The 15,139-nt window shown below is 63.6% G+C and carries 11 protein-coding genes; 10 read left to right on the forward strand and 1 reads right to left on the reverse strand.

Annotated features, from left to right (window positions below; all coding sequences use genetic code 11):
• The 7 genes from EN991_RS05310 to EN991_RS05340 form a co-directional block, all read left to right on the forward strand.
• Positions 1-572 (forward strand): ABC transporter ATP-binding protein (locus EN991_RS05310; RefSeq protein WP_164768874.1); only part of this gene is annotated, 572 nt, incomplete at its 5' end.
• 2 nt (positions 573-574) lie between these two features.
• A complete protein-coding gene (locus EN991_RS05315) occupies positions 575-1,495 on the forward strand; it encodes an ABC transporter permease (RefSeq protein ID WP_013529815.1) in 921 nt (306 codons plus the stop codon).
• Positions 1,488-2,288, forward strand: coding sequence for an ABC transporter permease (locus tag EN991_RS05320; RefSeq protein ID WP_013529816.1), 801 nt, complete (start codon positions 1,488-1,490; stop codon positions 2,286-2,288). Before EN991_RS05315 ends, EN991_RS05320 begins: the two co-directional genes overlap by 8 nt.
• Positions 2,289-2,311: 23 nt before the next feature.
• Positions 2,312-3,346 carry an extracellular solute-binding protein gene (locus tag EN991_RS05325; RefSeq protein WP_027161445.1) on the forward strand — a complete coding sequence of 345 codons (1,035 nt, stop codon included), beginning with the start codon at positions 2,312-2,314 and terminating at the stop codon, positions 3,344-3,346.
• Between the two features lie 64 nt (positions 3,347-3,410).
• Positions 3,411-4,607 (forward strand): serine hydrolase, encoded by a 1,197-nt coding sequence (locus EN991_RS05330; RefSeq protein ID WP_127368316.1) that lies wholly within the window; start codon positions 3,411-3,413, stop codon positions 4,605-4,607.
• Positions 4,608-4,644: 37 nt separating this feature from the next.
• Complete coding sequence (locus tag EN991_RS05335; RefSeq protein ID WP_127368317.1) at positions 4,645-5,826, forward strand: serine hydrolase; 1,182 nt, start codon at positions 4,645-4,647, stop codon at positions 5,824-5,826.
• A gap of 125 nt (positions 5,827-5,951) precedes the next feature.
• Complete coding sequence (locus EN991_RS05340; RefSeq protein ID WP_127368318.1) at positions 5,952-8,276, forward strand: Tex family protein; 2,325 nt, start codon at positions 5,952-5,954, stop codon at positions 8,274-8,276.
• Here EN991_RS05340 and EN991_RS05345 read toward each other — a convergent pair whose 3' ends face one another.
• Positions 8,277-9,188 (reverse strand): LysR family transcriptional regulator, encoded by a 912-nt coding sequence (locus tag EN991_RS05345; protein WP_127368319.1) that lies wholly within the window; start codon positions 9,186-9,188, stop codon positions 8,277-8,279. It lies immediately after the preceding gene.
• A 137-nt stretch (positions 9,189-9,325) separates the two neighbouring features.
• Here EN991_RS05345 and EN991_RS05350 point away from each other — a divergent pair, with 137 nt between their 5' ends.
• The 3 genes from EN991_RS05350 to EN991_RS05360 all read left to right on the forward strand — a co-directional run.
• Positions 9,326-10,522, forward strand: a complete 1,197-nt coding sequence (locus EN991_RS05350; RefSeq protein ID WP_013529824.1) for an acyl-CoA dehydrogenase — start codon at positions 9,326-9,328, stop codon at positions 10,520-10,522.
• 112 nt (positions 10,523-10,634) lie between these two features.
• Positions 10,635-13,994 carry a transglutaminase family protein gene (locus EN991_RS05355; RefSeq protein ID WP_127368320.1) on the forward strand — a complete coding sequence of 1,120 codons (3,360 nt, stop codon included), beginning with the start codon at positions 10,635-10,637 and terminating at the stop codon, positions 13,992-13,994.
• A gap of 6 nt (positions 13,995-14,000) precedes the next feature.
• On the forward strand, positions 14,001-15,139 hold a 1,139-nt coding region (locus tag EN991_RS05360), incomplete at its 3' end, for a circularly permuted type 2 ATP-grasp protein (protein ID WP_206519166.1).

Here is a 15,139-nt window from a genome sequence, read left to right on the forward strand (position 1 = left end):
ACTATAAGCTGCGCAAGGAGATGCAGATCGAGTTGAAGCGGTTGCAGCACGAGACCGGCATCACCTTCATCTTCGTCACCCACGACCAGGAAGAAGCGCTGACCATGTCCGACCGCATCGCGGTCATGTCATCGGGCAAGATCCTCCAGGTCGGTTCGCCCTGGGATATCTACGACAAGCCGGCCGAACGCTTCGTCGCCGACTTTATCGGTGAAACCAACTTCCTGACGGCCGCCATCAGCGAGATGGCCAACGGCAAGGCGCGCGCCACGCTCAAGTCCGGTGCGACCATCGAGGCGACCGTGGCCCAGGGTTTCCAGCCCAAGCCCAATGCCACGGTCGTGGTTCGGCCTGAACACGCCAAGCTGACCAAGGCCAAGGGCGAACTGTCGGGGAGGGTCGATAATATCGTCTATTTCGGTACCGACACCCACATCCATGTTCATCTCGACAGCGGCGAACTCTTCACCGTACGCCAGCAGAACACGCGCAGCGCGGGCTGCGGTTTCGAGAAGGGCGACGCGGTCGGCATCCTCATCGGCAGCGATGCCGCCCAGGTCCTGAAGGACTGACGATGGCGACCGCGGAAGAAGTCGCCAAGGCAGCGGAGCGGCGCGATGTCCGCGACCGCTGGCTTTTGTCAGCGCCAGCGCTGCTGGTCATTTTCCTCGCCGCGACCGGCCCCTTGCTGATCGTGCTCGTCTACTCGTTCCTGACGCCAGGCTCCTATGGCGACGTGAAGTGGCAGTTCTCGCCGGAAGCCTGGATAGCGGTGTTTCTGGAACGCGATATCTTCGACGACACGCTTTCGATCGCCGCCGCCCACGTCACCATCTTCCTGCGCTCGATCAAGCTCTCGGTGGTGACGACGATCGCCACCTTGGTGCTTGGTTTCCCGACCGCCTATTTCATGGCGACGCGCAGCGAAAAGACCCGCGATCTCTGGCTGTTCCTGATCACCATTCCGTTCTGGACCAACCTTTTGATCCGCACCTTCGCGGTGCTGCAGATCATCCGCAACGAAGGCATCATCAACACAATGCTGCTCAAGCTCGGCATCATCTCGGCGCCGATCCAGATCCTCTACACCGACACGGCGATCCTGATCGGCATGGCCTATGTCTACCTGCCGCTGATGGTGCTGCCGATCTACGCCAGTATGGAAAAGCTCGATTTCCGGCTGGTCGAGGCGGGCTATGACCTTTACGCCACGCGCTTCCAGGTGCTGCGGCGGATTATCTTTCCGATGGTCAAGCCGGGCGTCATCGCCGGCTCCATCCTGGTCTTCATTCCAGCGCTTGGCGCCTATGTGACGCCGAGCGTGCTTGGCGGCGGCAAGAACATGATGCTGTCCAACCTGATCGAATTGCAGTTCGGGCAGGGCCGCAACTGGCCACTCGGCTCGGCGCTGTCGATCGCCGTCATGATCATCGTCATGGTGGCGCTGCTTGCCTATGTGCGCAATGCCGGCAAGTCGGGGGTGCGTCATGGCTAAGAACTTTTCCATCAAGCACCAGCCAGGATTCAGCGCGATCGCCGCGACCTGCTTTATCGTGCTGTATCTGCCGATCATCGTGCTGGTCATCTATGCCTTCAACGCGGCGAGCTCGACCTCCGAATGGGGCGGCTTTTCGCTGAAATGGTTCCAGTCGGCATGGCAGAACACGCAGGTCGTCGATGCCACGCTGCGTTCCTTCCAGATCGGCTCCATTGCGGCGGTGCTCTCCACGATCTTTGCCACCATGGCGGCGCTCGCCACCACCCGCACCGCGTCCTATCCCGGCCTCACCTTCAAGTATGCGGCGATCAACCAGCCGCTGATGGTGCCCGAGATCGTCACCGGGGTGGCGCTGCTGATTTTCTTCTCGCGCATCAAGATCTTCACCGGCTATTCCGGCATCGGCTATCTGGTCGCCGCGCACACGGCGTTCTGCATTCCCTTTGCCTATTTGCCGATCCGGGCGCGGCTTGAGAATATGGACCTGACGCTGGAGCGTGCCGCAGCCGACCTCTACGCGACGCCCTGGAAGACGTTCCGGCGCATCACGTTGCCGCTTCTGTGGCCCGGCATCCTGGCCGGGCTGATGCTGGCCTTCGTCATCTCGCTCGACGACGTCGTCATCACCGAGTTCGTCAAATCGGGCGGCCAGGACACGCTGCCCACCTACATGCTCGGCCAGATCCGCCGCGGCATCACACCCGAGATCAACGCGATATCGACCGCCTTCCTGCTGCTCTCGGTTGCCATCGTCACGTTGTTTTTCTTCGTCAGCAGGAAACGAGACTGAACCGAAAAATGGGAGTTAAACCCATGAACTGGAAGACAACAGCAACCGCCATGGGGTTGGCGTTGCTCGCCTCGACGGGCCTGGCCCGCGCCGACGGCGTGCTCAACATCTACAATTGGGGCAACTACACCAGCCCCGACGTGATCAAGAAGTTCGAAGCCAAATACAACGTCAAGGTGACCATCACCGATTACGATTCCAACGACACCGCGCTGGCCAAGGTTCGCCAGGGCGGCACCGGCTTCGACATCGCGGTGCCGTCGCAGACCTATGTGCCGATCTGGATCAAGGAAGGTCTCCTGCTCGAGACCGATCCGGGCAAGATGGAGAACTTCAAGAACGTCGCGCCGGAATGGGCCAATCCCGAGTTCGATCCGGGCCGCAAATATTCGGTGCCGTGGGCCTGGGGCACGATCGGCGTCGTCGTCAACACCGATGCCTACAAGGGTCCAGCCGACAGCTGGGGCATCGTCTTCAACACGCCGGACGAGCTGAAGGGCAAGGTCAACGTCGTTCCGGAGATGGGCGACGTCATCTTCGCGGCGATCAAATATGTCGGCGGCCAGCAGTGCACCGACGACAAGGCGGTGCTGAAGAAGGTGCGCGACCTCCTGGTGGCGGCCAAGCCGAACTGGATCGCCATGGAATACAACACCATCGAGAAGATGGGCGCCGGCGATTTCAAGGCGACCAGCGACTGGAACGGCTCGGCACTGCGCCAGCGGCTGGCCAATCCGGCCATCCACTACAACTATCCGAAGGAAGGCTTTGGCCTGTGGAGCGACAACGTCGTCGTTCTGAAGGAAGCCAAGAACGTCGACAATGCCAAGCTGTTCCAGAACTTCATCATGGATCCGGAAAACGCGGCGGGCCTCTCGGCCTTCCACCGCTATGCCAACGCCATCACCGGCTCGGACAAATACATGCCGGCGGACATGAAGGATGCGCCGGAAGTCGTCATTCCGGCCGATGCCAAGCCGAAAGGCGAATTCCAGAAGATGTGCCCGCCGGAAACGCAGGAACTCTACACCAAGATCTGGACCGAACTGCAGAAGTAACCGCTGCATGAGAGACCCGGCGGCACATGCCGCCGGGTCTTTTCTTTTCCGGGAATGGCCTTTCATGGACTCCTATCGCAACAGCGATCCGCGGCCGCCGATCATGCAGGGCTCGCCGCCCGCCATGGTGCCGCCGAAGCTCGACTGGGACCGGCCGCCATGGAACCGCTGGGCGTTCCAGCACATCCGTGAAATTCTGCCGACCGCCGAAGTCTGGCGCGGCAACGGCCATCGCCGCCGTCTCGAACGCGCCGAGGTCGATCTTGACGGGCTGGCGGTCGAGGACAGCGAGGGCAAGCCGACGACACTCGCCGGGCTGCTCGACGAGACCTATACGGACGGTTTTCTGGTGCTCAAGGACGGCAAGGTTGCCTATGAGCGCTATTTCAACGGCATGGACGAGCGCACGCTGCACCTGTCGCAGTCGATGGCGAAGTCCGTCACCGGTTCGGTGTTCGGCATACTGGTCGGGCGCGGCCTGATCGATCCGGCCAGACCGGTAAGCGACTACCTGCCGGAACTCGGCGCTACCGGCTGGGCCGGCGCCAATGTGCAGCATGTGCTGGACATGACCAGCGGCGTCCGTTTCTCCGAGGAATATACCGACCGCTATTCCGACATCGGCCAGGTCGATGTCGCCACCGGCTGGAAGCCGGTGCCGCTTGGCAGCGATCCGGATTTTCGCTGGCCCTCGCACATGTTCGAACTGATCCTGGGCTTGAAGGAAACGGTCCGTCCGCACGGGGCTCAATTCGAATACCGCTCGATCGAGACCGATGTGCTCGCCTTCATCATGGAGCGGGTGACAGGCAAACGGCTGCCGCAACTGGTTTCGGAAGAACTCTGGCAAAAGCTCGGCGCCGATGAAAGCGCCTGCTTCACGGTCGACAGCGCCGGCTATGCGGTGGCCGACGGCGGTTTCAACGCGACGCTGCGCGATTATGGCCGCTTCGGCCAATTGATCCTCGACAATGGTGGCGGCGTCGTGCCGGCCGGCTGGGTCGAGGACACGCGCAACGGCAGGCATGGGCCGGACTTCAGCCCCAGCCTGCCGGAGGGCAGCTATCGCAACCAGTTCTGGATCGAGGACCCGCGCTCGCGCGCACTGATGTGCCGCGGCGTGTTCGGTCAGATGATCCATATCGACTGGAACACCGGAATGGTCGTGGTGAAGCTTTCGACCTGGCCGGATTTCGCCAATGGTGCCTATTCCATAGCGACGCTGAAAGCCGTGCACGCTATCGCCACGGCACTTCGCTGAGCCCCCACAAAGAAGAAACGACCCGGAAGGAAACGCCATGACCGGCAAAACCGTGTTCGAGACCCGCTATGGCTTCCGGCGCAACCAGGTCGTGCTCGCCAATTGGCGCGAGAACCCGTTCAACCGGTGGTCGTTCCAGAATCTCGGCGAACTGGTGCCGACCGCCCGGGTGACGGCGACGTCGGGCGTTGTCGAAACCCCCGTGCGCGATATGGGCGGCCTGCTCGGCGAGAAGGTCGCGATCGCCGGCACACCGGAGACAGTGGCTGATTTTCTCGCACGTTCGAGCACCGACGCACTGACGGTGATGAAAGGCGGCAGGATCGTCGGCGACTGGTTCGCGCCGCATATGGATTTCGGCGCCCGCCACATCATCTTTTCGATCAGCAAGTCGCTGACCGCCATCATTGCCGGCATACTGGAAGGCGAGGGGGTGTTCGACCCGGAAGCGCCGGTGACGGCCTACATCCCCGAAGCCGCCGGCTCGGCCTATGGCGATGCGAGCGTGCGGCATGTGCTCGATATGAGCGTCAGTCTCGATTTCGAGGAAGCCTATCTCGATCCGGAAAGTGCTTTCGCCCGCTATCGCCGTGCCACGCTGTGGAATCCGGGCGGCGGTACGGAGAGCCTGCGCGAATTCATCCTGACCCTGCAACGCCTTGCAGAGCCGCATGGCCAGACCTTCCGCTACCGCTCGCCGAATTCCGACCTGCTCGGCCTGCTGCTCGAGCGTGCGTCGGGCCAGCGGTTCACCGACCTGATGCGCGAGAAGCTGTGGCTGCCGCTCGGCGCTGTCAGCGAAGCCTCGATCGGCGTCGACATGGAGGGCACGGCGCGCACGGCCGGCGGCATTTCGGTGACGCCGCGCGACCTGGCGCGTGTCGGCGAGATGATGCGGCAAGGTGGCATGGCCAATGGCCGCCGCATCGTACCGGAAGCCTGGGTGCGCGACACGACCAGCACTGGCGGCAGTGCGGACGCCTGGCAGCGCGGCGCGATGCTGCCACTGTTTCCCAAGGGCCGCTACCGCAACAAATGGTACCAGACTGGACACGAGAACGGCGCCTATTGCGGCATCGGTATCCATGGCCAGTGGCTGTATGTCGATCCCAGGACCGAAGTGGTGATCGCCAAGATGTCGTCGCAGCCGCAGCCTGTCGACGATCCGCTCGATATCGAGATCGTCGCGTTCTTCGAGGCGCTCAGCCGGATAATCTAGCGCGGCTGTCCACCACATTAGCATACGCTTTCCTGTGGACCCGCCGGGCTGATCGAAGCGCGGCGGTTGGCGGGCCGGACGTCTGCGCCTATGGTCGCCGCTCTTTGGATGAGAGCAGGAACGACATGGCATCCGACATCAAGCGCATTGCAGCCATCATCGCGGCCGAGATCAGCGCGCGGCCCGAACAGGCGGCCGCGGCGATCGAACTGCTCGATGAGGGCGCGACAGTGCCGTTCGTGGCGCGCTACCGCAAGGAAGTCACCGGCGGGCTCGACGACACGCAATTGCGCGATCTTGCCGAACGCCTTGCCTATCTGCGCGAGCTCGACGCGCGCCGCGACACCATCCTTGGCTCGATCCGCGAACAGGGCAAGCTGACCGAGGAGCTTGAAGGCAAGATCGTCGCCGCCACCACCAAGGCGGAACTTGAGGACATCTACCTGCCCTACAAGCCCAAACGCCGGACCAAGGCCGAGATCGCCAGGGAGCGCGGGCTGGGGCCGCTGGCCGAAGCCATCTTGGCGAACCGCTCATTGGTGCCTGCCGAACTGGCGCTGGCCTATGTCAACGAAGAGGTGGCCGATACCAAGGCGGTGCTCGAGGGCGCGCGCGACATCCTGTCGGAACAATTCGCCGAGAATGCCGATCTGGTCGGCAAATTGCGCAGCTACATGAAGGAGCGCGCCTTCATGCGGGCCAGGGTGGTCGACGGCAAGCAGGAGGCCGGCGCGAAATTCTCCGATTATTTCGACCATGTCGAGCGTTGGGCAAATGTGCCGAGCCATCGCGCGCTGGCGATGCTGCGCGGCCGCAACGAGGAAGTGCTGTCGCTCGACATCGAGGTCGATGCCGATGACAGCTCACCGGTGAAGCCGGTCGAGCGGATGATCGCCGATGCCTATGCCATCGGCGGCAGCCTTGCGGGTGACAGATGGCTGATGGAGGTGGCGGGCTGGACCTGGCGTATAAAACTGTCGCTGCATCTGACGCTCGATTTGATGCGCGATCTGCGCGAGCGGGCGGAGGAGGAAGCGATCCACGTCTTTGCCCGCAACCTCAAGGATCTACTGCTGGCCGCTCCCGCCGGCTCGCGCGCCACGATGGGGCTCGACCCCGGCATCCGCACCGGCGTCAAGGTGGCGGTGGTCGACGGCACTGGCAAGGTGCTGACAACGACGACGGTCTATCCATTTCCGCCCAGAAACGATGTGCGTGGCACGCAGGCGGAACTCGCCAAGCTCATCCGCCTGCACAAGGTCGAGCTGATTTCGATCGGCAACGGCACCGGCAGCCGCGAGACCGAAAAGCTGGTGGCCGACATGCTGTCCGACATGCCGGCGGACGGTGGCCCCAAGCCACTGAAAGTGATCGTCAGCGAGGCCGGCGCCTCTGTCTATTCGGCATCGGCGACGGCGGCGGCGGAATTCCCCGGCCTCGACGTGTCGTTGCGCGGCGCCGTGTCGATCGCCCGGCGGCTGCAGGATCCGCTGGCCGAACTGGTCAAGATCGAACCCAAATCGATCGGCGTCGGCCAGTACCAGCACGATGTCGACCAGTACCGGCTCGGCCGCTCGCTGGAAGCGGTGGTCGAGGACGCGGTCAATGCCGTCGGCGTCGATCTCAACACTGCCTCGGCGCCGCTTTTGGCGCGCGTTTCAGGTCTGGGCGCATCGCTGGCCGACGCGATCGTTGCGCATCGCGATGCGACCGGGCCCTTCGCCAGCCGGAAGGACCTGCTCAAGGTGCCGCGGCTCGGACCTCGGGCCTTCGAACAATCCGCCGGCTTCCTGCGCATTGCCAATGGCAGCGAGCCGCTCGACGCCTCGTCGGTGCATCCGGAGGCCTATGGCGTGGCGAAGAAGATCGTCGCTGCCTGCGGGCGCGATGTGCGGTCGTTGATGGGCGACAGTGCCGCGCTCAAGGCACTCGACCCACGCGTCTTCGTCGACGAGCGTTTCGGCTTGCCGACGGTGCGCGATATCCTGGCGGAGCTGGAAAAGCCCGGCCGCGACCCGCGCCCAGGCTTCAAGACGGCGACCTTCGCCGACGGCATCGACGACATCAAGGATCTGAAGCCCGGCATGCTGCTGGAAGGCACGGTCACCAACGTGGCCGCCTTCGGCGCCTTCGTCGATATCGGAGTGCATCAGGACGGGCTGGTGCATGTCTCGCAGCTGGCCGATCGGTTCATCAAGGATGCGCATGAGGTGGTCAAGGCCGGCGACGTGGTGAAGGTGCGCGTCGTCGATGTCGACATCAAGCGCAAGCGCATCGCGCTTTCCATGCGCAAGGATAGCGGCGAGGGTGGTGCTCCGCGCAGCGGACCGCGCGACAATGGCGGCAGGCCGGCGCCACGTTCGCCGGCACCCCAGCAACGCCAGCCGGAGCGGCCGGCGCAACAGGGAGCGTTCGGTGCTGCTTTGGCGGATGCGCTGAAGCGAAAGTAGCTACCACGCCAGAACGGCCGGTTCCTTCTCGACCTGGCCCAGCAGCCAGTCGCGAAAACTGGCGACCGGCGGATGGCCGCGCTTGTCGTGCGGGACGACGAGATAGTAGGCACTGCGGCTTTGCATGGGCTGGCCTGGCGCCGGCACCAGCTGGCCGCGCTGCAATTCGCCTGCAATGAGGATCAACGGCAGCAGCGCCACGCCGAGCCCCGCCATGCAGGCTTGGGCGGCGGTGCCGAACTGTTCGAACTGCATGCCGGGCCCGGTCGGCGCGCTCAGGCCCTGATGCTCGAACCATTCTGTCCAGGCGCCAGGACGCGTCGCCATGTGCAGCAGCGGCAAGCGGCCGATATCGGCCGTTGAGGCGATGGCGCGGCCGGCGAGGAATTCGGGCGACACGACCGGCGCCACGGTTTCGCGCACCAACAGTGTCGAGTCGGCCTCCGGCCAGTCCGGCAGGCCGTAGTGGATGGCGGCATCCAGCCTCTCCCTGGCGAAATCGAAGCGGCCGACGCGGGTGACGAAGTTGATGGTGATATCGGGATTGTTTTCGACGAAATCGGGGATCATCGGCATCAGCCAGCGCGTGCCGAAGGTCGGCAAAATGGCAAGGTTCAGGATACCACTATGCCGATTGCTCATCAATCCAAGGGCTGCGTCACGCAATTGCCCAAGTGCTGAACGCACCGCCTCGGCGTAGATCTCGCCCGATGTCGACAGCCTGACATTGCGGCTGTCGCGTTCGAACAGCCGGCGGCCGAACTGATCTTCCAGAAGTTTGATCTGGCGGCTGACCGCGCCCTGGGTCAGATCGAGCTCCTGGGCGGCGGCGGTGAAACTGCCGAGCCGGGCCACAGCCTCGAAGGCGGCAAGGGCGCTGATGTTGGGCAAAAGGCGGCGCTGGACACTCATGATCCATTCCTAATGCTCATTGATCGGTGAATCAATTTCGTTTGATTTTTTCGAGGCACAGGCCGATAGAACGGGCCAACATTTTGCTTCACGCGTGTCATCGTTTTGAGCGACATGCATTGGTTTGGGAGAACGTCATGGCCGCCGACAAGAACGCATTCGTCTGGGAAGACCCGTTCCTGATCGAGGGCCAGCTTTCGGAAGACGAGCGCATGGTGCGCGACGGGGCGGCCGCCTTCGCCGCCGACAGACTGGCGCCGCGGATCGAGGACGCCTACCTCAACGAGACCTTCGACACCGCGATCTTCCGTGAAATGGGCGAGGCCGGCCTGCTCGGCATCAACATCCCTGAAGAATTCGGCGGGCTTGGCGCGAACTACGTCACCTATGGGCTGGTCGCACGCGAAGTAGAGCGCGTCGATTCCGGCTATCGGTCGATGATGTCAGTGCAGTCGTCGCTGGTGATGTATCCGATCTATGCCTATGGCTCGGACGAACAGCGCAAGAAGTACCTGCCCAAGCTCGCCAGCGGCGAGTGGATCGGCTGTTTCGGCCTGACCGAGCCGGATGCAGGCTCCGACCCGGGCGGTATGAAGACGCGCGCCGAGAAGACCGCCAACGGCTACAAGCTGTCCGGTTCGAAGATGTGGATTTCCAACGCGCCCGTCGCCGATGTGTTCGTCGTCTGGGCGAAGCTGAAGGGGGAGAACGGCAAGGACGAGATCCGTGGCTTCGTGCTGGAAAAGGGCATGAAAGGGCTTTCGGCGCCGAAGATCGGCGGCAAGCTGTCGCTGCGGGCGTCGATCACCGGCGAAGTGGTGATGGAAGGCGTCGAGGTCGGTGAGGACGCGCTGCTGCCCAACGCAAAGGGCCTTGGCGGACCGTTCGGATGCCTCAACCGGGCTCGCTTTGGCATTTCCTGGGGCTCGATGGGCGCCGCCGAGGATTGCTGGCACCGCGCCCGCCAATACGGTCTCGACCGCAAGCAGTTCGGCAAGCCGCTGGCCGGCACGCAGCTCTACCAGAAGAAGCTTGCCGACATGCAGACCGAAATTGCGTTGGGATTGCAGGCGTCCTTGCGCGTCGGGCGGCTGCTGGATGAAGGCAAGATGGCGCCGGAAATGATCTCGATCGTCAAGCGCAACAATTGCGGCAAGGCGCTGGATATCGCCCGCCAGGCCCGCGACATGCATGGCGGCAACGGCATCCAGATCGGCTACCACGTCATGCGCCACGCGCAGAACCTGGAGACGGTCAACACCTATGAAGGCACGCATGACGTGCATGCGCTGATCCTGGGAAGGGCGCAGACGGGGTTGCAGGCATTTTTCTGAGCCGGTAACCGTTGCTTAAATTAGGTGCACCGCAACATCTCTGCTTGGAGAATGGTCGCCAGATGTGTCAGGGTTCAGCGAAATCGTTTGAAACGCTGAATTCCGGGGCCCCATGGCAATTCTGGCAGCCGTCTACCACCTGACCCATTACAAATACGACCGGCCGGTGGTTCTCGGGCCCCAGATCATCCGGCTGCAGCCGGCGCCGCATTCCCGTACCAAGGTGCTGAGCCATTCGCTCAAGGTCGAGCCGGCGAACCACTTCGTCAATCTGCAGCAGGATCCTTACGGCAATTTCCTCGCCCGCTTCGTCTTTCCGGAGCCGGTGACGGAGTTGAAGATCGAGGTTGACCTCGTCGCCGACATGACGGTCTACAATCCGTTCGATTTCTTCGTCGAGCCGTCGGCCGAGGCGTTTCCGTTCGAGTATCCGGAAGAGATACGCGACGATCTCGCCATCTATCGCACTCCGGAGCCGGCGGGACCGCTGCTGTCGGCGCTGCTGAAGACCATCGATCGCAGCGCTGCCAACACCGTCAATTTCCTGGTCGATCTCAACGCGCGGCTGCAGCGCGAGATCGCCTATATCGTGCGCATGGAAACCGGTGTGTTCTCGCCGGAAGAGACCTTGGCCGCGAAAAAGGGATCGTGCCGGGATTCGAGCTGGCTGCTGGTGCAGATCCTGCGCAATCTCGGCATCGCGGCGCGCTTCGTTTCCGGCTATCTGGTCCAGTTGAAGCCCGATCTGGTGGCGCTGGACGGTCCAGCCGGAACCGCCGTCGACTTCACCGATCTGCATGCGTGGTGCGAGGTCTATCTTCCCGGCGCCGGCTGGATCGGCTTCGATCCGACCTCGGGCCTGCTCACCGGCGAGAGCCATGTGCCGCTGGCCGCCACGCCGCATTTCCGCAACGCGGCCCCGATTTCCGGCATGGCGAGCTTCGCCAATGTCGAATTCGGCTTCGAGATGCGGGTCGACCGCATCGCCGAACATCCGCGCATCACAAAGCCATTTTCGGACGAAAGCTGGCAGGCGCTCGACGCTCTGGGCAACAAGGTCGATAAAGCACTTGCCGCCGGCGACGTGCGGCTGACGATGGGCGGCGAGCCGACTTTCGTGTCGATCGACGATTTCGAGTCGGCCGAATGGAACACCGCCGCCGTCGGTCCCACCAAGCGCGAAAAGGCCGACGAACTGATCCGTAAACTGCGCGAGCGCTTTGCGCCGGGCGGCTTTCTCCATTACGGCCAGGGCAAATGGTATCCGGGCGAAAGCCTGCCGCGCTGGACCTTTTCGCTCTACTGGCGTGCCGACGGCCAGCCGGTGTGGAGCGATCCGTCGCTGATCGCACGCGAAAAGAGCGAGGCCGATATCGGCCCGAAGCAGGCCGAAAGCCTGCTCACCGCGATTGCCGGCGAACTCGGCATCGACAAGGCCATGGTGAGCGAAGCCTATGAGGATCCGGCCGAATGGCTGCTCAAGGAAGGCAAGCTGCCCGACAATGTCGATCCGTCCAACTCCAGGCTGGAGGATCCGGAAGAACGCAGCCGCATGGCGAAAGTGTTCGAACGCGGGCTGACCAAACCGTCCGGCTATGTGCTCCCCGTCCAGCGCTGGAACAGCCAGGCATCGGATCCGCGCTGGCGTTCGGAAAAATGGAAGACGCGGCGTGGCCGGCTGTTCCTGGTGCCAGGCGATTCACCGGTCGGCTACCGGCTGCCGCTCGGCACGTTGCCCTATGTGCCGCCGGAGCAATTCCCTTATATCGTGCCGGTCGATCCATCACTGCCACGCGGCCCGCTGCTCGCGCGTGAAGCCATACTGGCCGGACCGGCTCCAGCCGAACTGGAAGGCGCCGACGAGATGGCGCGCCGCCAGCAGGCGGCATCGTTCACCGCTGCGACCGGCCAGCAGGAGCGGGTCGAGCAGGAGATCACCGAGATTGGCGGCGCGGTGCGCACCGCACTTTCGGTCGAGCCGCGCGATGGCCGGCTTTGCGTGTTCATGCCGCCGGTCGAGGCGCTGGAAGACTATCTCGAACTGGTCGCGGCGGCCGAGAACGCGGCGAAGGCGATAGGCCTTCCCGTGCACATCGAAGGCTATGGCCCGCCGCACGATCCGCGCCTCAACGTCATCCGCGTCGCGCCTGACCCAGGCGTCATCGAGGTCAACATCCATCCTGCTTCCAACTGGCAGGATTGCGTGGCGACGACGACGGCGATCTACGAGGAGGCGCGGCAGACACGGCTTGGCGCAGACAAGTTCATGATCGATGGCCGCCACACCGGCACCGGCGGCGGCAACCATGTCGTGGTCGGCGGTGCGACACCCAATGACAGCCCGTTCCTGCGAAGGCCGGACCTGCTGAAGAGCCTGGTGCTGCAATGGCAGCGCCATCCGTCGCTGTCCTACCTGTTCTCCGGCCTGTTCATCGGGCCGACCAGCCAGGCGCCACGCTTCGACGAGGCGCGTCACGACTCGCTCTACGAGCTTGAGATCGCTATGGCGCAGGTGCCGCATCCAGACCAGGGCAACGCACCCTTGCCATGGCTGGTCGACCGGCTGTTCCGCAATTTGTTGACCGACGTCACCGGGAATACGCATCGTTCGGAAATCTGCATCGACAAGCTGTTTTCGCCCGACGGACCGACCGGCCGGCTGGGGCTGGTCGAATTCCGCGGCTTCGAGATGCCGCCCAATGCGCGCATGAGCCTCGCGCAGCAACTTTTGGTGCGCGCCATCATCGCCCGTGCGTGGAAGAACCCGCTCGACGGCCGCTTCGTGCGATGGGGCACTTCTCTGCACGATCGTTTCATGCTGCCGCATCATGTCTGGGCCGATTTCCTCGACGTGCTCGACGACCTCAAGCTCAACGGTTTTGAGTTCCGTCCCGAATGGTTCGACGCCCAGCTCGAATTCCGCTTTCCGTTCTGCGGCGAGGTTCAGCATGCCGGCATCAAGCTGGAACTGCGCCAGGCGCTGGAACCGTGGCATGTCATGGGCGAGCAAGGCGCGATCGGCGGCACCGTGCGCTTCGTCGATTCCTCGGTCGAACGGCTGCAGGTCAAGACCGAAGGGCTGAACCCGGAGCGCCACGCAGTCGTCTGCAACGGCCGCATCGTGCCGATGAAGGTCACTGACAATCGCGAAGTGGCGGTGGCAGGCGTGCGCTTCAAGGCCTGGCAGCCGGCATCGGGCCTGCATCCGGCGCTGCCGGTCAACACGCCGCTGGTCTTCGACATCTATGACCGATGGTCGGGCCGTGCGGTCGGCGGCTGCGTCTACCATGTCGCCCATCCCGGCGGGCGCAATTACGACACCTTTCCGGTCAATGGCAACGAGGCGGAAGCTCGGCGGCTCGCCCGCTTCGAACCGCGTGGCCATACGCCATCCGCCTATGTGATCCGTGAAGAACAACCGGCGGAAGATTTCCCGATGACCCTTGACCTTCGGCGGCCGGCAAGACTCTGATCAGCAATGGCAAAGGGGAATCACAAGAGGGGACGCGGCAAGCCGCAGACCCACAGCCTGCTGGAGCACTACCAGCCTATCGACGGCGTCGTCGACGAGATGGTCGATGCATCGGGCAATCCTCGCCCGGCCTGGAAGCATTTTGTCGAGGCGCTCGAGGAACTCGGTGCTGAAAAGCTCGGCCAGCGCTTTGCCCGCGCCGACCAGTATCTGCGCGATGCCGGCGTTTATTACCGCGTCTATGACAAGGCCGGCGCCAATGAACGCGAATGGCCGCTGGCGCATGTCCCGGTTCTCATCGAAGAGAGCGAGTGGGCGGCGATCAGCGCCGGCCTCGTGCAGCGCGCCGAACTGTTCGAGGAAACCATCGCCGATATATACGGGCCGAACCGGCTGGTCGAAAAAGGCATCCTGCCGGCGGGATTGATCGCCGCCAGCCCCGAATATTTGCGGCCTGTCGTCGGCACCAAGCCGGCCGGCGGCCACTTCCTGCATTTCTGCGCCTTCGAGCTCGGCCGTGGACCTGACGGCCAGTGGTGGGTGCTTGGCGATCGCACGCAGGCGCCGTCCGGCGCCGGCTTCGCACTGGAAAACCGCGTCGCCACCACACGCGCGCTGTCCGACATCTATGGCGAGATGCATGTGCACCGCCTTGCCGGCTTTTTCCGCCGTTTTCGCGACGCGCTGATCGGCATGGCCAAGGAGACCGACGGCCGCGTCGCCATCCTCACGCCGGGGCCGCTCAACGAAACCTATTACGAACACGCCTACATCGCCCGCTACCTTGGCATCATGCTGCTCGAAGGCGAGGATTTGACCGTTTCAGGCGGCCGGCTCATGGTACGCACGGTTTCCGGCCTGATGCCGATCAGCGTGTTGTGGCGGCGGCTCGATGCCGCCTTCGCCGATCCGCTCGAACTGCGCCCGGATTCGCAGATCGGCACGCCGGGCCTGGTCGAGGCGATCCGCCAGGGCGCGGTTGCTACCGTCAATGCGCTTGGCTCCGGCCTGATGGAGACGCGTGCGCTGCTCGCCTTCCTGCCCAAGATTTCACGGGCCTTGCGGGGCGAGGAATTGCTGCTGCCAAGCGTCGCGACATGGTGGTGCGGGCAAGCAACCGAACGCGCGCATGTGCTGGCCAACAT

The sequence above is a fragment of the Mesorhizobium sp. M7A.F.Ca.US.005.03.2.1 genome, assembly GCF_003997795.1.
Lineage (GTDB): Bacteria > Pseudomonadota > Alphaproteobacteria > Rhizobiales > Rhizobiaceae > Mesorhizobium > Mesorhizobium ciceri.